This window comes from Kitasatospora sp. NPDC057542 (assembly GCF_042801945.1).
GTDB lineage: Bacteria > Actinomycetota > Actinomycetes > Streptomycetales > Streptomycetaceae > Kitasatospora.
This window is the reverse complement of record NZ_JBHVFE010000125.1, coordinates 1-20,445: the sequence shown is the minus strand read 5'-3', so window position 1 is coordinate 20,445 and position 20,445 is coordinate 1. Positions and strand designations below refer to the sequence as shown.

Annotated in this window: 16 protein-coding genes; 13 read left to right on the top strand and 3 right to left on the bottom strand. The window is 74.2% G+C overall.

Annotation, left to right across the window (positions count from 1 at the left end):
• Positions 1 to 67: 67 nt before the first annotated feature.
• Positions 68 to 1,687, bottom strand: coding sequence for an alpha/beta hydrolase (locus ACFU7Y_RS18000; protein ID WP_224283546.1), 1,620 nt, complete (start codon positions 1,685 to 1,687; stop codon positions 68 to 70).
• 398 nt (positions 1,688 to 2,085) lie between these two features.
• Complete coding sequence (locus ACFU7Y_RS17995) at positions 2,086 to 2,691, bottom strand: TetR/AcrR family transcriptional regulator (RefSeq protein WP_224283547.1); 606 nt, start codon at positions 2,689 to 2,691, stop codon at positions 2,086 to 2,088.
• Positions 2,692 to 2,881: 190 nt separating this feature from the next.
• On the opposite strand from ACFU7Y_RS17995, the gene ACFU7Y_RS17990 reads away from it, so the two are divergent.
• From ACFU7Y_RS17990 to ACFU7Y_RS17950, 9 genes are all read left to right on the top strand, one after another.
• A complete protein-coding gene (locus ACFU7Y_RS17990) occupies positions 2,882 to 4,057 on the top strand; it encodes an FAD-dependent monooxygenase (RefSeq protein WP_224283548.1) in 1,176 nt (391 codons plus the stop codon).
• Positions 4,058 to 4,113: 56 nt separating this feature from the next.
• Positions 4,114 to 4,635, top strand: a complete 522-nt coding sequence (locus tag ACFU7Y_RS17985) for a MarR family winged helix-turn-helix transcriptional regulator (protein WP_224283549.1) — start codon at positions 4,114 to 4,116, stop codon at positions 4,633 to 4,635.
• 112 nt (positions 4,636 to 4,747) lie between these two features.
• Positions 4,748 to 5,236: a hypothetical protein gene (locus tag ACFU7Y_RS17980; protein WP_380768719.1), complete on the top strand. Its 489-nt coding sequence runs from the start codon at positions 4,748 to 4,750 to the stop codon at positions 5,234 to 5,236.
• A complete protein-coding gene (locus tag ACFU7Y_RS17975) occupies positions 5,233 to 6,099 on the top strand; it encodes an NmrA family NAD(P)-binding protein (protein ID WP_380768717.1) in 867 nt (288 codons plus the stop codon). The genes ACFU7Y_RS17980 and ACFU7Y_RS17975 overlap by 4 nt, the downstream gene beginning before the upstream one ends.
• A gap of 381 nt (positions 6,100 to 6,480) precedes the next feature.
• On the top strand, positions 6,481 to 10,425 hold the full coding sequence (locus ACFU7Y_RS17970; RefSeq protein WP_380768715.1) for a Pls/PosA family non-ribosomal peptide synthetase: 3,945 nt from the start codon (positions 6,481 to 6,483) through the stop codon (positions 10,423 to 10,425).
• Positions 10,426 to 10,472: 47 nt separating this feature from the next.
• Positions 10,473 to 11,798, top strand: a complete 1,326-nt coding sequence (locus tag ACFU7Y_RS17965) for a M1 family metallopeptidase (protein WP_224277188.1) — start codon at positions 10,473 to 10,475, stop codon at positions 11,796 to 11,798.
• A 106-nt stretch (positions 11,799 to 11,904) separates the two neighbouring features.
• On the top strand, positions 11,905 to 13,284 hold the full coding sequence (locus ACFU7Y_RS17960; protein ID WP_224277190.1) for a serine hydrolase: 1,380 nt from the start codon (positions 11,905 to 11,907) through the stop codon (positions 13,282 to 13,284).
• Positions 13,285 to 13,592: 308 nt separating this feature from the next.
• Positions 13,593 to 14,426 carry a GNAT family N-acetyltransferase gene (locus ACFU7Y_RS17955; protein ID WP_224277192.1) on the top strand — a complete coding sequence of 278 codons (834 nt, stop codon included), beginning with the start codon at positions 13,593 to 13,595 and terminating at the stop codon, positions 14,424 to 14,426.
• Complete coding sequence (locus ACFU7Y_RS17950) at positions 14,423 to 15,238, top strand: lysophospholipid acyltransferase family protein (RefSeq protein ID WP_380768713.1); 816 nt, start codon at positions 14,423 to 14,425, stop codon at positions 15,236 to 15,238. The genes ACFU7Y_RS17955 and ACFU7Y_RS17950 overlap by 4 nt, the downstream gene beginning before the upstream one ends.
• A gap of 32 nt (positions 15,239 to 15,270) precedes the next feature.
• On the opposite strand, the gene ACFU7Y_RS17945 is transcribed toward ACFU7Y_RS17950, so the two are convergent.
• The gene (locus tag ACFU7Y_RS17945) at positions 15,271 to 16,836 is read right to left on the bottom strand and encodes an MFS transporter (protein WP_224277196.1); all 1,566 of its coding nucleotides are present in this window, start codon (positions 16,834 to 16,836) and stop codon (positions 15,271 to 15,273) included.
• Between the two features lie 124 nt (positions 16,837 to 16,960).
• Here ACFU7Y_RS17945 and ACFU7Y_RS17940 point away from each other — a divergent pair, with 124 nt between their 5' ends.
• The 4 genes from ACFU7Y_RS17940 (at position 16,961) to ACFU7Y_RS17925 (ending at position 20,367) form a co-directional block, all read left to right on the top strand.
• Positions 16,961 to 17,659: a TetR/AcrR family transcriptional regulator gene (locus ACFU7Y_RS17940; protein WP_224277198.1), complete on the top strand. Its 699-nt coding sequence runs from the start codon at positions 16,961 to 16,963 to the stop codon at positions 17,657 to 17,659.
• A gap of 340 nt (positions 17,660 to 17,999) precedes the next feature.
• Complete coding sequence (locus ACFU7Y_RS17935) at positions 18,000 to 18,218, top strand: hypothetical protein (protein WP_224277200.1); 219 nt, start codon at positions 18,000 to 18,002, stop codon at positions 18,216 to 18,218.
• A 79-nt stretch (positions 18,219 to 18,297) separates the two neighbouring features.
• Entirely contained in the window at positions 18,298 to 19,260 is a 963-nt protein-coding gene (pip, locus tag ACFU7Y_RS17930; protein ID WP_224277202.1) for a prolyl aminopeptidase, read from the top strand.
• Between the two features lie 108 nt (positions 19,261 to 19,368).
• Positions 19,369 to 20,367, top strand: a complete 999-nt coding sequence (locus tag ACFU7Y_RS17925; protein WP_224277204.1) for a YdcF family protein — start codon at positions 19,369 to 19,371, stop codon at positions 20,365 to 20,367.
• Positions 20,368 to 20,445 lie beyond the last annotated feature (78 nt).

Below are 20,445 nucleotides of genomic sequence, written 5' to 3'. Positions count from 1 at the left end.
GTGGCCGGCAGCACCGCCGACCACCACGACCGTCACCTCGTCCCCCGGGTCACCGGGGGCTGTCACGTCAGACTGCCGGGAAGATCTCCGCGTCCGGCTTCAGCAGCTGGCCGGGCTGCGGCGCGGTGCCGTCCACCAGGTAGCGGGTGACCATCTGGTTCAGCGCCGTGCTGCGGCCCACGGCACAGTGCTCGATCGAGTCGACGCTGACCAGCACGGCGTTGCCCAGCTCCTGCTGCATCCGCTGCGCGAACTTGTACTGGGTGGCCGGGTCGTAGAGGTTGCCGATCACCATCACGGTGTTGGAGGTCTTCTTGTTCCACGGGCCGGAGAAGCGCTCGGCGTCCCGGGCCGGGGCCGGCCAGCTCGCGCACGCCGGCGCGTCGAAGGCCTGGTAGCGGCCGAAGGTCGGCGCCTCCTTCTCCCAGGTCTTGGCCGCGGTCGCGAACACCCGGTCGTTGGACGGGTACGGCTTGTCCTGGCAGTTGACGGCCAGGTAGGAGTCGTCCGCGGTGTACTCGGAGTCGACCGGGGCCTCCCGCAGCGCCGCCCGCGGGACGTTCACCGAGAGCAGGTTGGCGTCCTCGTCCGAGACGTTCGCCTGCGGGGCCAGCAGGGCGGTCGCGGCCGGCTTCTGGAACACCTGGTAGGTCGCCTGGAGCGACTTGGCCAGCGGGGCCAGCTTGGCCTGCGAGTACAGGGCGCTGGCCACCTCGCCGGTGAAGCTGCTCAGGGTCACCTGGGAGCCGTTCGGCAGCGTGATCGGGCTGGTCCGCAGGTGGTCGCGGAGCTGGTCGAACTTGGCCCGGGTGTCGCCCTCGCCGAAGGCGCAGCGCGGGGCGCCGGCAGCCTGGCAGCGCTTCAGGAACTCGTCCAGGGCCAGCTCGAAGCCGTTCGCCCGCTGGCGGTCGTACTCCATGCCGTTGTGCAGGCGCAGGTTCGGGTCGACGTTGCCGTCGACGATGATCGCGCGGACCTTGTTCGGGTACATGTTGGCGTACGTCGAACCGATCAGGGTGCCGTAGGAGAAGCCCGCGAAGGTGAGCTGGGAGTCACCGACGGCGCGGCGCATCCGGTCGAGGTCGCGCACCACGTTGATGGTCGACATGTGCTCGATCAGCGGGCCGGCGTTCTTGCTGCACGCGTCGCTGTAGTCCTGGTCCGCGTCCAGCGTCTCGTTGATCTCGGCCTTGGTGACCGGCACGCCGACCATGCGGTTGGTGACCGCATCGGCGTCTTCCTGGGTCTTGAAGCACTTGAGCGGGTTGCTTCGGGCCACGCCGCGCGGGTCGAAGCCGACCAGGTCGAACTTGGACTGCACCTCGGCACCGAAGCGGGAGGTGGTCGCCCACATGTAGCCGCTGCCGCCCGGGCCGCCGGGGTTGAGGAACAACGAGCCGATCCGCTTCGACGGGTCGCTCGCGCGCCGCCGCATCATGGCGATGCCGATCTTCTCGCCCGACGGGTTGTCGTAGTCCAGCGGCACGGGGTAGACGGCACAGTCGTAGATGCCGGGGTCCGGCTTGCTCGGGTCGGGGTTGCACGGCGTCCAGGCGACGGGGTCGACCTTCGCCTCGGCCAGGCCCGGGGCCTGGTCGAAGGGCGCCGCCGACGCGGCGACGGCGGTGCCGGTGACAAGCGCGAGGGCGCAGGTGACTGCTCCGGCCAACGTGGATATGCGGGACAAGGAACCTCCTCCGTACTGAAAGGGCGGCCCCAGCCTGTCAGCCGGAGATCTCTCTGTGAAGACCTGGGAGCAGCGGAAATCATCCGCTCGACGTACCGCGGATCGCAGAACATTCTGTGAATGAACCAACTTGACGTTTGATTGACCTGATGCCGCATCAACCGAACGCACCAACCCGCCGTAGGCCGTCCGGGTCGGCGGAGCCGGCCCGGTGTCCGGATTCCCGGCACGGCCCACCTCCCGGGTGCCTCCGCTGTGACGCGGCCGGCCGTGACGACCCGCGGTCACTCTCGATCAGCGCGATGGCGATGATCTCCCGCGCGTTCTCCGGCGCGGCGGCGTGCCGCCGGACGCGGGCCGGGCGGGGTCCGGTTCGTGCGGGCCGCGTCAAACTCGCCTCAGCCGGCGGCCGCCACCCTCAGGGCGGCCGCCACCAGCCCCTGGATCGCGTCGGCCGCGGGCTCCCCGCCGCCCACCAGGTGCTCGAAGACCAGGCCGTCGATGCAGGCCAGCAGCGTGGCCGTCCGTCCGTCGGGGTCGGGCACCCCCTGGGCGGCGAGGAACGCGCGGACAGCGGCGCGCCCGGCGTTCTCCCGCGGGACGAGGATCTCGCGCAGCTCGGGATCGCGCACGCTCTCCACCGCGCAGGCGTACCGGGCGAGCGAGCGCCGCCGCCCGTCACCGGACAGCCGCCGCCGCATCAACGCGCCGATTCCGTCGGCCAGTTCCGCGGCCGAACGGACCGGCACCTGTTCCCCCATGGCGTGCAGCTCGCCCTGGTCCAGCTCCACCAGCCGCCGCACCAGTGCGGTGAGCAGCGCCTGCCTGGTTCGCAGGTAGGCCGAGGTGGTCCCGACCGGCAGCCCCGCCGCCGCGTCGACCGCACGGTGGGTCAGTCCTCGCACGCCGAGGTCCGCGAGCACCCCGATCGCGGCGTCCGCCAACACCGTCCGCCGGTCCGGCCGCCCCGCATCGTCCCGCTTCCGATCCTCGTTTCGCCGCATCCCCCCTTTCTACCGGCCCCGCGCCACCCCGCCGCGCACCCGCTCGGTCCGGACCGGTCCCGGCCGCCGGCATCCCACCGCCCGGGCGGCCCCCGCCACCCCCGACACCCCCGTCCGCCTGTCGAAAGCCCCGTAGTACGCTCCTTCTACAGATGTAGAAAACAGCGCGGCGACACGGGAAGGACCGGGCATGAGCGGCAACAGCGCGGTGGTGGTCGGAGGCGGGATCGGCGGACTGGCGGCCGCGATCGGGCTCCGGCTGGCGGGATGGGACGTGACCGTGGTCGAGCGGGCGGCCGTCCTGGACGACGCGGGCGCCGGCATCTCACTGGCCGCCAACGGGATGCGCTCGCTCGCCGCCCTCGGCGTCGGCGAGGCGGTCGAGGCGGCCGCGCGCCGCCAGTACACCGGCGGCACCCGGACGCCGGACGGGCGCCGGCTCGCCGCGATGGACGGGGCCGCGCTGGAACGCGAACTGGGCGCCCCGATCGTCGGCATACCCCGCGCGGCCCTGCACCGCATCCTGCGCGAGGCGCTGCCCACCGAGTCCCTCGTCATCGGCGCCGAGGTCACCGAGCTGGACACCACCCAGCCACTGCGGGTCCGCGCCGGCTTCGACGGCACCACTCTGGAAGCCGACCTGCTGGTGGCGGCCGACGGCATCAACAGCCGTGTCCGGCGCCGCCTCTTCCCGGCCCACCCCGGGCCGGCCTACAGCGGCTCGACGGTGCTGCGGGCGATCACCGAGCACCCGGTCGACGGGCTCAAGGCCGACTTCGAGCTGACCTGGGGCCACGGCGCCGAGTTCGGCCACATCGCCTTCCCGGACGGCACCGCCGAGTGGCACGCCGTCCTGAACGCCCCGGCCGGGATCCGCTACCGGGACCCACTGACCGAGGTCCGCCGCCGCTTCGCCCGCTGGCACGAGCCGATCCCCTCACTGCTGGCCGCGACCCGACCCGAGGCGGTACTGCACCACGACGTCAACGCGCTGGACACCCCGCTGCCGTCGTACGTCTCGGGCCGGATCGCGCTGCTCGGCGACGCGGCTCACGCCATGACGCCCCACCTCGGCCAGGGCGCCTGCCAGGCGCTGGAGGACGCGGTGACCCTGGCAGCGGCGCTCGCCGAGGCCCGGACGGTCGAGGGCGCGCTCGCCCACTACGACGCGGCCCGCCGCCCGCGCAGCCAGACCGTGGCCCGCGACGCCCGCCGGGCCGGCCGGATGGGCCAGCAGCTCGCGAACCCGCTGGCGGTCGGTCTGCGCAATGCCGCGATCCGGCTCACCCCGCCCGGCGCGATGGTCCGGACCGTCCTGCGGCACGCCGACTGGACGCCACCCCGGATCGCTCGCCGTGCCGCCTAGGCAACAACCCGATCCCCCGCTTGACCGGGAATCAGGTTAGGCGCCATATTACTTTCGTGACCCAGCAGCCCGAGACCGGCCCCACCGCCCCCAGCCTCGACCAGGCCCGCCGCCAGATCGCCCGTTACGGCCTCACGGCCGATCCGCAGGCGATCCTGGTCGCGACCCGGCTGATGGCGGCGGGCGCCCGGCTCGGCCAGGCCGGCGAGGTGCACTTCGGCCGCTTCGGCCTCTCCACCGGCCGCTACCGACTGCTGGCGGACCTGGAGGACCACGGCGGCGAGAAGTCCCCCTCCCAGCTCGCGACGAGTCTCGGCGTCTCCCGGGCGACCGTGACCGGCCTGGTCGACGGCCTGGAGCGGGAGGGGCTGGTGGCCCGTCGGCCGTCCACCGAGGACGGCCGCGGCAACGTGGTGATCCTCACCGCACGGGGCGCCGACAGGCTGCGGGAGCTGGCGCCCGAGCACTTCACCCGGATGCAGGCCCTGGTCGGGGGCCTCTCCCCCGAGGAGCGCACCACCTTCCTGGACCTGCTGGCCAGGGTGGTCGCGGGCATGGACGCGCTCACCGAGGACTGATCCGCACCCAGGCGGACCGCCGTCCGGCGGCCCGCCTCTCCTCAGCCCAAATAGTTAGGTGCCTAAGCACAAATACTTAGGCACCTGAGTGCAACGGAAGGAAGTCCGACCCATGAGCAAGAAGATTCCCGGCGCTCCGCCGCCCTTCGTCCTGTGGCGCGAGGTCCTGGTCGCCTACGCCATGCCCGCCGCCACGGCCGGAACCGGCGGAGCCGTCACCGGCCAGCCGCAGCTGGTGGCCGCAGCGCTCACCACCATCGGCGGCACCTCCGCCCTGGTGGCCGCCGCACTCGGCGCCGTGCTGCGCCGCCGGCCCGTCCGCGCCCGTCCCGCCCGTACCCCGCGCCCGCTCGCGGCTGCCGCACTCGGCCTGGCCGCCGCCGCCCTGGGCCTGGCCGCCGGCCTGGCCGCCGCCCGCTGGCTGCCGCAGGTCCCGGCCCTCGCCGACAGCCCGTGGCCGCACCGGCTGCCGGTCGACCTACCGGTCTCCTCGGCGATCGCCGCCACCATCACCACCTGGCGCTGGCGCGGCAGCCGCCCGACCCGCACCCCGCAGCACCGACTCCCCACCGCACCCCAGCCCGAAAGGCAGACGTCATGATCGTCATCATGGGCGCCGGAGGCGCCACCGGCGGCGCGACCCTGCGCAGCCTCGCCGCCCTCGGCGCACCGAGCCGCGCCCTCAGCCGCGACCCCGCCCGCCTGGCCGCCGCGCTCGACGAGCGCACGCTCGCCCGCACCGCCACCCTCCCGGCCGACGCCGCCGATCCGGCCTCCCTGCGCGCGGCCTTCCGCGGCGCACACCAGCTCTTCCTCACCATGGCCAACGGCCCGCAGCAGGTCCGGTACGAGCTGAACGCGATCGAGGCGGCGATCGACTGCGGCGTGGAACACATCGTCAAGGTCTCCGCGCCCGCCGCCGAGCCGGACTCCCCCGTCGCCGTCTCCCGCGGCCACCACCTGATCGAGGAACGGCTGCGGTCCTCCGGCATCACCACCACCGTCCTGCGGCCGTACGCGTTCATGCAGAAGCTGCTGCTCCTGGCGCCCGGCATCGCCGCCACCGGGGTGGTGCACGGCGCGCTGGGGCAGGCGCGGTGCAACTACGTGGACGTCCGGGACATCGGGGACGCCGCGGCCGAGGTGCTCACCCGCCCCGAGCTGGCCGGCGGCCGCTACCCGCTCACCGGTGGACGGGCCTACAGCCACCCGGAGCTCACCGCGCTGCTGGGCGAACTGCTCGGCCGGCCGGTCCGCTACCTCGACCTGAGCCCGTCCGAGCTGCACGCCCACCTGGTCGGCCGGGCCGGGATGCCGGACTGGCTGGCCACCCACGTGGTGGAGATCCAGCAACTCGCGGTGGCCCGCAAGGAGACGCCCGACGACACCTTCCTCCGCCTCGCCGGACGCGCTCCGCGCACCCTGGAGGCCTTCCTCGGCGAGAACCTGCACCGGTTCCGCTGACCGGCGGGCAGCACGGCGGGCCGGGCCCGGACCGGCAGGGCCGGCCCGAGGGACCCGGCCCGCCACCCGAAGGGAGCAGCATTCACTGTGTCATGGATCACGATCGAAAAATCGACCTGACGAACCGTCAATTCGACTGACGCGTTGTCACTTCGGGGAAGATAAGCCTCAGTTTGTGAACTGACATGTCATCAGATTCAGCCATTCCGGAGCCAGTTGGGCCGAGTGTCCGCTCCTGCCCGGTCGCCGCCCCGGGGCTAGCATCGGTCGGGTTGTCCGCTCCGGCCCCGGAGTGGGATCACCCGGTCAGGCGGTGCTCCCACCGCCCCACGGGCCGGGCATCGGTCGGAACGGGGCGAGGACGAGGAGCGCACGGCTGCCATGACAGCTGAACCGAGCCACCCGGAGCAGTACGCCACGCCGCCACAGGAGCCGACGCCGCAGGCCGAGCCCGTGCACGGAGCGCAGGTGGAGCCGGGGCCACCGGCCGACCCGGCGCGCGCCCTGTTCCCCGGCCGCCCGGCGGCCGCCCCGCGCACCCTGGTCGACGTGCTGGACGCCACCGTGCGCGCCCACCCCGACGAGCCCGCCCTGGACGACGGGCAGACCGTGCTCAGCTACCGCGTGCTGGCCGCCGAGGTCGAGCAGCTGCGCCGCCGGCTGGCCGCCGCCGGGATCGGCCCGGGCGACCGGGTCGGCGTGCGCGTGCCCTCGGGCACCAACGACCTGTACGTCTCGATCCTCGCGGTGCTCGCCGCCGGGGCCGCCTACGTCCCGGTGGACGCCGAGGACCCGGACGAGCGCGCCGAGCTGGTCTTCGGCGAGGCCGCCGTCGCCGCCCTGCTCGGCGCCGGGCGCGACCTGGCGACCGCCACCGAGCGGGCGCCCGCCCCGGAACGCCGCCCCACCCCGGCCGACGACGCCTGGATCATCTTCACCTCCGGGTCGACCGGCAAGCCCAAGGGCGTGGCCGTCAGCCACCTCAACGCCGCCGCCTTCGTGGACGCCGAGGCCGCGCTCTTCCTCCAGGAGGAGCCGATCGGCCCCGGCGACCGGGTGATGGCCGGCCTCTCGGTGGCCTTCGACGCCTCCTGCGAGGAGATGTGGCTGGCCTGGCGGCACGGCGCCTGCCTGGTGCCGGTCCCCCGCTCCCAGGTACGCAGCGGCGCCGACCTCGGCCCCTGGCTGGCCGAGCAGGAGATCACCGTGGTCTCCACCGTCCCGACCCTGGCCGCACTGTGGCCGGCCGAGGCGCTCAACGAGGTGCGGCTGCTGATCTTCGGCGGCGAGGCCTGCCCGCCCGAGCTGGTGCAGCGCCTGGTCACCGAGGGCCGCGAGGTGTGGAACACCTACGGCCCCACCGAGGCCACCGTGGTCGCCTGCGCCGCCCTGCTGACCGGCGAGGGCCCGGTACGGATCGGGCTGCCGCTGGACGGCTGGGACCTCGCCGTGGTGGACGAGGCCGGCGTCCCGGTCGCCCCCGGCGGCACCGGGCAGCTGGTGATCGGCGGGGTGGGTCTGGCCCGCTACCTCGATCCGGAGAAGGACGCCGAGAAGTACGCGCCGCTGCCCTCGCTGGGCTGGGAGCGCGCCTACCGCAGCGGCGACCTGGTCCGGGCCGACCCGGCCGGCCTGCTGTTCCTGGGCCGCACCGACGAGCAGATCAAACTGGGCGGCCGCCGGATCGAGCTCGGCGAGGTCGACGCGGCCCTCCAGGCCCTGCCCGGCGTGGCGGGCGCGGCGGCTGCCGTGCGGACCGCGCGCGGCGGCAACCAACTGCTGGTCGGCTACCTGGTGGTCCAGGACGGCTTCGACCGCGAGCGGGCCGTCGAGCGGCTGCGCGCGGAGCTGCCCGCCGCCCTCGTCCCGCTGCTGGCGACCGTCGAGACCCTGCCCACCCGGACCTCCGGCAAGGTCGACCGCAACGCCCTGCCCTGGCCGCTGCCCGAGCTGGAGAGCGCCGGCCCGAGCGAGGAGCTGTACGGCACCGAGGCGTGGCTCGCCGAGCAGTGGTCGGAGATCCTCGGCGTCCGGGTCGGCGGCCCCCGCGACGACTTCTTCGCGATCGGCGGCGGCAGCCTGGCCGCCGCCCGGCTGACCACCCTGCTGCGCACCCGCTACCCGAGCGCGGCCGTGCTGGACATCTACCAGCACCCGACGCTGCGCAAGCTCGCCCGGCACCTGGAGCGCACCGCCGGCGAGAGCGCCGAGGCCCGGACCGTCACCCTGGTGCCGACCAGGGCCAAGCTGCTCCAGCTGCTCCTGCTGGTCCCGCTGTTCACCGTGGTCGGCCTGCGCTGGACGGTCGCGCTGCTGGCCGCCGGGAACCTGCTCGCCCACCTCGGCGACTACCCGTGGGCGCCCACCGCCTCGTGGTGGTGGGTCGGCGCGGGCGCGCTCGCGCTGTACAGCGCGCCGGGCCGGCTCGCGATCGGGGCCGGCGGCGCCCGGCTGCTGTTGCGCGGCCTGCGCCCCGGCAGCTACCCGCGCGGCGGCGCCGTGCACCTGCGGCTGTGGACGGCCGAGCGGCTCGCCGAGCTGAGCGGCGCGACCGCGCTGTCCGGTGCCTGGCTCGTCCCCTACGCCCGCGCGCTGGGCGCCAAGATCGCCCGCGAGGTGGACCTGCACTCGCTGCCGCCGGTCACCGGGATGCTCAAGCTGGGCCGGGGCTGCGCCGTCGAGGCCGAGGTCGACCTGTGCGGCTACTGGCTGGACGGCGACCGGCTGGAGGTCGGCCAGGTGAAGGTCGGCGCCGACGCGGTGGTCGGCACCCGTTCGACGTTGCTGCCCGGTGCCCGGGTCGGCAAGCGCGCCCAGGTGCTGCCCGGCTCCAGCGTCACCGGCCAGGTGCCGACCGGCCAGCGCTGGGGCGGCGCGCCCGCCGTCAAGCTGGGCCGGGCCGAGTGGTCCTGGCCCAAGGAGCCTCCGGTCCGTCGGCCCGCCTGGGCCGCACTGTACGGCGCCGGCGACGCCGTGCTCGCTCTGCTCCCGGTGGCACCCGCCGTGGCCGCGCTGGCCGTGCTCTCCCGTTTCGTCGACCAGGGCGCGGGCCTCGGCCCGGCGCTCGGCGGCGCGCTGCTCGGCCTGCTGCCCGCCACCCTGGCGTACGGTGCGGTGTACGCGGCGCAGCTGGTGGCGCTGGTCCGGCTGCTGAGCCTCGGCCTGGTGCCCGGAGTGCACCCGCTGCAGGGCCGGGTCAGCTGGCAGGCGTGGACCGTCACCCAGCTGATGGACCGGGCCCGGGAGGTGCTGTTCCCGCTGTACGCCGGGCTGGTCACCCCGCTGTGGCTGCGGGCACTGGGGATGCGGGTCGGCCGGGGCGCCGAGGTGTCCACGGTGCTGGCACTGCCCAGCCTGACCACCGTCGGGGACGGCGCGTTCCTGGCCGACGACACCCTGATCGCGCCGTACGAACTGGGCGGCGGCTGGATGCGCCTGGGCGAGGCGAAGGTCGGCGACCGGGCCTTCCTCGGCAACTCGGGGATGACCGCGCCGGGCCGCTCGGTGCCCAAGCGGGGCCTGGTGGGCGTGCTGTCGGCGACGCCGGCGAAGGCGAAGAAGGGCGGCTCGTACCTGGGCATGCCGCCGATGCGTCTGCCGCGCGCCGTGGACGAGGCGGACCAGAGCCTGACGTACGAGCCGCCGACCCGGCTGCTGTGGGCGCGCGGGCTGGTCGAGCTGGCCCGGCTGGTACCGGTGCTCGCCTCGGGGGCGCTGGGCCTGCTGACGGCGGCGACGCTGTCCTGGCTGGCGGCCGGCTCCCCCGTGCTCGCCGCGCTGCTCTCCGGCCTGGTGCTGCTGGCGGCCGGCGCGCTGGCCTGCCTGGTCGCGGTGGCGGCCAAGTGGCTGCTGGTCGGGCGGTTCCGGGCGGTGGAGCACCCGCTGTGGAGCGGCTTCGTGTGGCGCAACGAGCTGGCGGACACCTTCGTGGAGATGCTGGCGGTGCCGTGGCTGGTCGGCGCGGTGCCGGGCACCCCGGTGCTGAACCTGTGGCTGCGCTCGCTCGGCGCGCACGTCGGCCACGGGGTCTGGTGCGAGAGCTACTGGCTGCCGGAGGCGGACCTGGTCACCCTCGGTGACGGGGTCACCGTCAACCGGGGCTGCGTGGTGCAGACGCACCTCTTCCACGACCGGATCATGCGGATGGATACTGTGGTCCTCCGCGAGGGCGCCACCCTGGGCCCGGGCGGCATCGTGCTGCCCGGCAGCACGGTGGGCGCGCGCAGCACGCTGGGCCCGGCCTCGCTGGTGATGCGCGCCGAGTCCGTCCCCGCCGACACGCGGTGGCTGGGCAACCCGATCGAGGCGTGGCAGACCACGTCGTGACCACCTCCCCGTCCCCCCGTCCCGGCCCGCAGGAAGCGCACGTCCCCGTGAAGCCCAAGCACGTCCCCGCGGCCGCCGGTGCCCCGGACCCGTACTTCCCGAACAGCGGCGACCACCGCTTCCGGGTGCACCGCTACGAGCTGGCGCTGGATTACCGGCCCGGACCCAACCGGCTGGCCGGCTCGGCCCGGCTGAGCGCGGTGGCGGACGCGGCGCTGGCCGAGTTCGCGCTCGACCTGGCCGAGTTCCGGATCGGACGGGTGCTGGTCGACGGCCGGGCCGCCCGCTACACCCACCGCGGCAACAAGCTGCGGATCCGCCCGGCCAAGGCGCTCGCGCCTGGCGCGGCGTTCACCGTCGAGGTGCACTACACCGGCAACCCCCGCCCGGTGCGCAGCCCGTGGGGCGGCCTGGGCTGGGAGGAGCTGACCGAGGGCGCGCTGGTGGCGAGCCAGCCGGTCGGCGCGCCGTCCTGGTTCCCGTGCAACGACCGGCCCTCCGACAAGGCGACCTACCAGCTGGCCGTCACCACGCCGTCCCCGTTCACGGTGGTGGCGAGCGGCCGGCTGCTGACCCGCACCACCAGGGCGTCCAGCACGACCTGGGTGTACGAACAGAGCGCGCCGACCCCGACGTACCTGGTGACGGTGTCGATCGGACACTACCGGGCGGTGCCGCTGGCGGTGCGCCCGGCGGTACCGCAGACCGGCTACGTGCCGGAGCGGCTGGCCGCCGCGTTCGCCCGGGACTTCGCCCGGCAGCCCGAGATGGCGGCGTACTTCGGCGAGGTCTTCGGCCCGTACCCGTTCGGCGAGTACGCGGTGGTCGTCGCGGACGAGGAGCTGGACGTCCCGGTGGAGGCGCAGGGCGTCGCCACCTTCGGCACCAACCACCTCGGCGGCGGCTGGGAGCGCGAGCGGTTGATCGCGCACGAGCTGGCCCACCAGTGGTTCGGCAACAGCGTCACGATCGCCGACTGGCGGCACATCTGGCTCAACGAGGGCTTCGCCAAGTACGCGGAGTGGCTCTGGTCCGAGCACGCCGGCGGCCCGGGCGCCGCCGTGCACGCCGCCGCAGCGCACCGGCTGCTGGCCGGACTGCCGCAGGACCTGCGGCTCGGCGACCCGAGCCGGAAGCTGATGTTCGACGACCGGCTGTACCAGCGGGGCGGACTGGTGGTGCACGCGCTGCGGCGCGCGCTCGGCGAGGACGCGTTCTTCGCGATGCTGCGGGACTGGACCAGCGCCAACCGGCACGGCGTGGTCGCCACCGCCGACCTGCGCGCGCACGCCGCCCGGTACACCGCCGCGCCGCTCGGCCCGTTCTTCGAGGCCTGGCTGGAGCGGCCGGAGCTGCCGCCGCTGCCGGACTGAGCCTGTCACCGGGGTCGGGCGGATGCCCGGGGCCGGATTATTCGATCGGTTCCGGGGCCGGGCTGGGCTACTCTCCGTGCACATGTCGATGAGTCCAGAAGCCCACATGACCGACCTGCCCGGCGAGCTGCTGCCCGCCACCCGCCGCGCCCTGCTGCACCGGCTCGCCGCCGCCCAGGCCGAGGGGCGCACGCCCTCGATGGTCGCCGGGGTGCTGCGCGACGGGCAGCCGGTGTGGAGCGGCGCCCGCAGCATGATCGACGGTCACGCACCGACCCCGGACGTCCAGTACCGGATCGGCTCGCTCACCAAGACCTTCGTCGCCGTGCTGGTGCTGCGGCTGCGCGACGAGGGCCTGCTCGACCTCGCCGACCCGCTCGCCCGCCACCTGCCGGGCACCCCCGCCGACGACGCGACCATCGCCCAACTGCTCTCGCACTCCGCCGGTCTGACCGCCGAGACCCCCGGCCCCTGGTGGGAACGGACCGAGGGCTCGCTGCGGCCCGGCCTCGGCGACATCCTGGAGGCCGAGCGGCCGCTGAAGCACCCGGCCGGACGGGTGCACCACTACTCCAACCCCGGCTACGCGCTGCTCGGCGCGCTCGTGGCGAAGCTGCGCGGCGAGCCCTGGGGCGAGGCGCTGCGCCGCGAGGTGCTGGCCCCGCTCGGCATGGACCGCACCACGCTGCTGCCCGAACACCCGCACGCCGGGGGCTTCGCCGTCCACCCGTGGGCCGACGTCCTGCTGCCCGAGCCGCTCACCGACACCGGTCTGATGGGCCCGGCCGGCCAACTCTGGTCCACCGTCGCCGACCTGGCCCGCTGGGCGGCGTTCCTGACGGCGGGCGACGACAAGGTGCTGTCCGCCGACACCCTCGCCGAGATGCGTACCCCGGCCGTCGCCCCGGACGACGCGGAGTGGACCAGCGGCTACGGCCTCGGCCTGCAACTGCGCCGCCACGAGGGCCGGTTGCTGTACGGGCACACCGGCTCGATGCCCGGCTTCACGGCTGGCCTGTGGATCAGCGAGGCCGACGGCCTGGCCGCGTACGCCCTCTCCAACGCCACCAGCGGCGCCAGCGCCGCCTCGCTGGCGGCCCGGTTGATCGCACTCACCGCCGAACTCGAGCCCCGGCTGCCCGAACCGTGGCGCCCGCTGTCCGAGGTGGACGCGGAGCTGCTGGACCTCACCGGCCCCTGGTACTGGGGCGCCGCGCCGGCCGGCCTGCGGCTGCGGCCCGGACGGGTGCTGGAGCTCGCCCCGCTCACCGGCGCCGGCCGGGGCTCGCGCTTCCGGCCCGAGCCGGACGGCACCTGGACCGGTGTGGAGAACTACTACGCGGGCGAGACCCTGCGGGTGGTCCGCCGTCCCGACGGCACGGTCAGCCACCTCGACATCGGCTCCTTCGTCTACACCCGCGAGCCGTACGGCCCGGGCGGCGCCGTCCCGGGCGGGGTCGACCCGGAGGGCTGGCGGGCCGTCTGAGCCGCGCGTCGCGATCGCGACACCAGGGGCGTGACGACGGGGGTGTGCGGTGCGGCCGTACGCCCCCGTGGCGCGTGTTGTCCACCCCCGGCAGACGAGCGCCCGGTGCCGGGCCGGTGACCGCCGGGCCACGGGTGGTCCCATTCAACAGGTGCACATCTGCGCTCCCCCGGGCCGCAACATAAATGCCAACCGGCTCGGAGAGAAACACGGGGACCGGTTCGCGTCCATGCCCAACCACCTGCGGACCGGGACGGTGCCCTGGTGATCCACGGCACCGCCGATCGTGCTGCCCTGGAGGGTCCGCCATGACCACCGTCCCCACGTACACTCCGTCCGCAGTCACCACCGCCCACGACGCCCCGGCGGTCCCCGCGCCCCGCCCCCGGCAGGCCGCCCCGGCCGTGTACACCGTCTCCCTCGCCCGCGACGAGGACGACGTGCGCGCTGCCCAGCGGCTGCGCCACCAGGTCTTCGGCACCGAGCTGGGCGCCGTGCTGCACAGCCCGGTCGCGGGCCTGGACGTCGACCCGTTCGACGAGTACTGCGACCACCTGCTGGTCCGCGAGGGGGAGCAGGGCGCCGTCGTCGGCACCTACCGGCTGCTGCGCCCCGAGGCCGCCCGCCGGGCCGGACGGCTGTACTCCGACGGCGAGTTCGACCTCTCCGCGCTCGCTCCGGTCCGCCCCGGCCTGGTCGAGCTCGGGCGCTCCTGCATCCACCCGGACCACCGGGGCAACGGCGCCGTCATCAACCTGATGTGGGGCGGCATCGCGCGCTACCTGGCCGACACCGGCAACACCTGGGTCGGCGGCTGCTGCTCGATCGAGCTGGCGGACGGCGGTGCCACCGCGGCCCGGGTCTGGGACACCGTCAGCGCCAAGCACCTGGCGCCCGAGGAGTACCGGGTCACCCCGCACCGGCGCTGGGATGCCACCGGGGTGGTGCGCGCCGAGCGGGGTGCGCTGCCGGCCCTGCTCCGCGGCTACCTGCGGCTCGGCGCCTGGGTCTGCGGCGAGCCCGCGCACGATCCGGACTTCGACTGCGCCGACCTGTACGTGCTGCTGTCGCTGGAGCGCACCGACCCGCGCTACCTGCGGCACTTCCTGTCCGGCGTACCCGCCGCGGGCGCCTCGTCATGACCGTCTGGCTGCCCACGGCGACCTGCCGGCCCGAGACCTGCCTGGCCGACGCCTCGCCGGAGGTCTCGCACCCCCGGCGGGCACTGCGGCTGGCGGCCTGTCTGGCGGCGGTGCTGGCCGGGGTCGCGCTCAGCCTGCCGGTCCGGCTGTTCCCGTACCGTTCCCGGACCCGGCTGATCCGGCTGTGGGCGCGGGTGGTGCTGCGCACCCTCGGGGTGACCGTCCACCTCGCCGGGCCTCCCGGCGGAGGTGCGGACGGCGGCGTGCTCGTGGTGGCCAACCACGTGTCCTGGCTGGACGTACCGCTGCTCGCCGCCGGGCGGCCGGGCCGGTCGCTGGCCAAGACCGAGGTCCGGCGGTGGCCGGTGCTCGGCCCCCTGATCGCCTGGGGCGGCACCGTCTTCCTGGACCGCGACCGGCTGCGGACGCTGCCGGACACCGTGGCGGCGGTGACCGGGGTGCTGCGCTCCGGGCACCCGGTGATCGTCTTCCCGGAGGGGTCGACCTGGTGCGGACGGGAGAGCGGCCGGTTCCGGCCCGCGCTGTTCCAGGCCGCAGTGGAGGCGGGTGCCGACGTCCAGCCGGTGACGATCCGCTACCGGTTGGCGGACGGACGACCGACCAGCGTGCCCGCCTTCGTCGGGGACGACGGGCTGCTCACCTCGCTCGCCCGGGTGGTCGCGGCCCGCGGGCTGGTCGCCGACGTGACCTTCCTGCCGCCGATACCGCCGCCCGGCCCGCAGCCCAGCCGGGCGGGCGCCCGGCGCGAGCTGGCCCGCACGGCGCAGGCGGCGGTGGAGGGGATCCGCTGATCTCCTGACGGTCCGCCACCGGGGCCGGCCGCTCAGGCGACGCCCGCCCCGGCCAGGTCCTCCGACTGCGGCTCACCGGGGACTGCCGGGGCGAGCGGGCGTGCCCGTCCGAGCAGGACGGCGACCAGGACGGCGGTGACGGCGAGCGCGGCCGACCCGCAGCGCAGCGCGAGGTGGATGCCGTCGACGAAGGCACCGTCCACCGCCTGACGCACCGGTTCGAGCAGCGTTCCGGCCGCGCCGCCGGCATCCTGGGCCGCACCGGTGGGCGCGTCCGCGATCGGGCCGGCGGCCTCCGGTGGGACGCCGAGCCGGTGCAGGGCCGAGGTCAGCTCCTCGGTCATCCGGTTGGTCAGGACGGCACCGAGCACCGCGATCCCGAGCACGCCACCGAGTTCGCGCAGGGTGTTGATGGCCGCCGAGGCCATCCCCGCTTGCACCGGGGCGACCCGCTGCATCACCCCGATGGACACCGGGGTGAAGGTCAGCCCCATCCCGAGGCCCATCGTGAACAGCGTCCACAGGTACTCGTAGTAGTGGGCGTGGTCGCCGTAGAGCGACAGGCCACCGAGGCCGGCCGCGCACAGGACGAGACCGAGCACCAGCGGGGGCCGCGGACCGTAGCGGGCGGTCAGCCGGCCGGAGAGCGGCGCGGCGGCCACCAGCATCGCGGTCATCGGCAGCCCGGCGTAGCCGGCGGCGGCCGGGGACCAGCCGAGGGTGCCCTGCATCATCAGCGGCAGGAAGAACGACGCGCCGAACATCCCGAAGCTGACCATGAACCCGCTCAACAGCGCGCCGCCCAGCATCCCGTCGCGGAACAGCCGCAGCTCCAGCATCGGTTCGGCGAGGCGCAGTTCGAGCAGCAGGAAGGCGAGCAGCAGCACGGCGGCCGCGGCGCCGCAGCCGAGCACCCGCACGTCGGTCCAGCCCCGGGACGGGCCCTCGATCAGCGCGTAGACCAGCAGGCCCAGCCCGGGGGCGGACAGGGCGAGGCCGCCGAGGTCGATCCGGCGGGCGCGCGGCGGGATGTCCGGGAGCACCCGGACGGCGAGCAGCAGGCCGGCGACGCCGATCGGCACGTTGATCCAGAACACGCTGGCCCAGCCGAGGTGTTCGACCATCGGGCCGCCGACCACCGGGCCGACCGAGAGGCCGAGCGCGGAGACGCCGGACCAGGTGGCGATGGCCTTGGCCCGCTCCTGCTCGTCGGTGAAGACGTGCCGCAGCAGGGTGAGACTGCCGGGGGTGAGCAGCGCGGCGCCGACGCCCTGGAGCATCCGGGCGCCGACCAGCACACCGATCGTCCCGGCGAGCGCGGCCACCGCCGAACCGACCGTGAAGAGCGCGAGGCCGAGACGGAACACCCGGGTGCGGCCGTACCGGTCACCGAGTGCGCCGCCGGTCAGCACGAAGGCCGCGTAGACCAGGCTGTAGCCCTCGGCGACCCATTGCAGGCCGCTGATCCCGGCGTCCAGTTCCCGGCCGATGCGGGGCAGGGCGTTGTTGACAATGACGTTGTCCAGCATCGACATGAACATGGCGACACAGAGCGTGAGCAGCGCGAGCCGCCGGCGGCGGGCGCTCGACTCCTCCATGGGTTCCCTCCCGATCGTGAACCCCTAACACTGTTAGGGATTGACGTGACAGCCACAGAATGCACCTAACGGTGTTAGATTTCAAGCGGGAATCCACCACACCGTCGGAGGCGTCCGCACAGCCATGCAGCAGAACCACACCGGCACGCCCGGAACAGACGACGCGACGCCCGCCCTGACCAGGGAGGCCCTCGCCCAGGCCGCACTGCGGGTGCTGGAACGGGACGGCCTGGCCGGGCTGTCCATGCGCAAGGTCGCCGCCGAGGTCGGCGTCAAGGCGGCCTCGCTGTACTGGCACGTCCGCAACAAGCAGGAGCTGCTCGACCTGCTCACCGACGCGGTGATGGGCTCCGCCGAGCCCCCGCCGCGCGAGGGCGACTGGCGCGAACAGTTCCACGCGTACTGCTGGCGCTACCGACGCCTCCTGCTCGACACCCGGGACGCGGCCAAGGTCGTCGCCGGTCGGCTCGCCCCCGGTCCGAACCTGCTCGGACTGATGGAGGACCAGCTGGACCGGCTCCGCACAGCCGGCTTCTCCGACGCCGACGCCGCCATGGCCAGTTACCTGCTGGGCGCCTTCGTCCAGGGCTTCGTGCTCCAGGAGCAATCGCCGATCTCGGCCTCCGAGGTCCTCGGCACCAGCCGCCGCGACATCGCCGACGCCGCCGGGGACCTCTTCCGCGCCCTGCCCGCCGAGACCTTCCCCAACCTGGTCGACCTGGCCGACGACCTCACCGAGCCGAACATGGACGCCCGCTTCGAGTTCGGCGTCCAGCGGATCCTCGACGGCCTCGCAGCCCTGCTGCCGCCGGAGCGGCGCTGAGCCCGACTCCCGGCCACGCCACCTCCCGACCGCCCAACCGCCCGACCGCCCGACCGCCCGACCTGCAGCAACGCCCCGGCCACCCGGTACGATCAGCGCCGAGTCAAGAGCGGGTAAACCGGGAGGGCGGGAGCATGGCCGAGGACCGGGCGCCGGAGAGCCGACCGGGCATCAGCCCGGGGACCCGACACCGGTCCCGGGCGGCCAGGTCGGCCCGGCCGCGTACGCCGCCCAGGAGTCGACGGGCTGCCTCGGCGAGCTGGTCTTCGAATTCGTCGGCGGGATCGCGCTCCTGGCCCTGACCACGGCCTCGCTGGCGGGGGCCTTCATCCTCGCCCGGGTGCTGCACGAGGCCGGCCCGGCCGGCGCCTACGGCCTCGCCGCGCTCGGTCTGCTTGGGATCGTCCACGGCATCCGCCACCGGCGCAGGCCCAAGGAGCAGCGCACCAGGACCGGGCGGGTCACGGCCGCCGTGACCGGCGCGCTCGGCTTCTGGTTGGTCCTGTGCGTCGGGTACGCGTCCTTCGACGCCGCCTTCGGACTGGACCTCGGGATCTGAACCTCGGGATCCGAACCTCGGGATCCGGCACCGGGATAGGCTCGTCGGGCCCGCCCGTACGATCACGGAGGAGTCACCGATGCCCGAGCCGTACCCCCTCTACGAGTCCTACGCGCAAGGCCTGTTGGACGTCGGCGACGGTCAGCGGATCCACTGGAACGCCTCCGGCAACCCGGCGGGCAAGCCGGCCGTGGTGGTGCACGGCGGACCCGGTTCCGGCCACAACCCCGGCTCCCGGAAGTACTTCGACCCGGAGCGCTACCACCTCGTCCAGTTCGACCAACGCGGCTGCGGGCTCAGCCGCCCGCCCGCCGCCGACCCGTCGACCAGCCTGGAGCACAACACCACCGCTCACCTGATCGCCGACATGGAGCGGCTGCGCGAGCACCTCGGCATCGACAAGTGGCTGCTCTACGGCGGCTCGTGGGGTTCCACCCTGATCCTCGCGTACGCGCAGGCCCACCCGGAGCGGGTCTCCGCGATCGTGATCTGCGGGGTCACCATGACCCGCCCCGAGGAGACCGACTGGCTCTACCGGGGCGTGGGCCGCTTCCTACCGGGGCCCTGGGAGGAGTTCCGGGACTTCCTGCCGCCCGCCGACCGGGACGGGGACACCTTCGAGCTGCTCGCCGCCTACAGCCGGCTGCTCAACAGCACCGACGAGTCGGTCCGGCGGGCCGCCGCCAACGCCTGGGCCACCTGGGAGGACGCGGTCATCTCGCACGAGACGCTGGGCAAGCCGAACGCGTACACCGACCGCCCGTCCGACGCGCTGATGACCTTCACCCGGATCACCGCGCACTACTTCTCGCACCAGGCCTTCCTGCCGGACGGCCAACTGCTGCGTGACGCCGGGCGGCTGGCCGGAATCCCCGGCGAGCTGATCCACGGCCGACTGGACCTCGGCGGGCCGGTCGACACCGCCTGGCAGCTGGCCAAGGTCTGGCCGGATGCCCGGCTGACGGTCATCGACGAGGCCGGGCACACCGGGAGCCCGCTGATGAGTGAAGCGGTCCTGGCCGCGATCGAGCGCTTCGCCTGAACTCCGACGCACCGGCCAGGGCGGCAGCCGGGCACTTCCCCGGGGCCCTCGACGCCTCCGGGCAACCGGGCGGTTCGTCCAGGTGGACTACCCCTACGATATTGACGCATGATCGCCTATGCCCCAGCCGCCCTGTTCTTCCTGTTGTTCGGAATCGGGGTACTACGCGACCGTCGCCAGTTCAGCAACGCCGTCCTGCTCGGTATCGCCGTCTCCCTCCTCTCCCTCGCCATGCTCGCCGAACTCCGCAAGGCACCCAGCATGGTGGTCACGCTCGTGGCGGCGGTCATCGTCCTCCTCCCGGCCCTCGGCACCGCGGCCCTGGTCTGGTTCCTGCTCGCCAACGGCCTGACCATGATCCGCAAGGAGGGCAGGCGGCCGGCGAACCTGCTGTCGCTGCTCGCCGGGCTGGGCATCCTCGGGGTCATCGGGCTGCTGGTCGCGGCCCTCGTCATCCACTCCCGGCAGCTGGCCGCCCTTGCCGGCACCGCGGTCCTGGTGGTCGGCTACGTCTCCTTCCTGTTCACCTGCTTCGTCGGCTACGCCTTCCTCTACGGCCGCCACCGGCCGCGCCAGGACGTGGACTTCGTGGTCGTTCTCGGCTCCGGGCTGATCGGCGGCGAGCGCGTCCCGCCGCTGCTGGCCAGCCGACTGAACCGGGGCCGCGAGGTGTACGAGGAGCAGGCCGCCCGCGGCAACCCGCCGGTGCTGATCACCTCGGGCGGCCAGGGACCGGACGAGAAGCTGCCCGAGTCCCACGCGATGGCCGACTACCTGGTCGAACGCGGCTTCCCCGAGGAGCACATCGAGCGGGAGGACCGCTCGCGCACCACCGAGGAGAACCTGCTCTTCAGCAAGGCCATCATGGAGGAGGCCAAGCCCGGCTACCGCTGTGTCGTGGTCACCAACAACTTCCACGCCTTCCGGGCCGCGCTGCTCGCCCGCGAGACCGGCGTCAACGGCCACGTCTTCGGCTCGCCCACCGCCCGGTACTACTGGCCGAGCGCGACCATCCGCGAGTTCGCCGCGATCTTCCTCTCGCACAAGCTGGTCAACTTCGGGATCTGCGGCCTCATCGCCCTCTGCGGGGTGCTCGCGGCCCTCTGAACCACCACCGGACTCCGGGCGCCGCGCGCCTCGGGTCCCCCTGCCCCGGGCGGGCCCCGGTCGCTGCTGCGGCCGGGG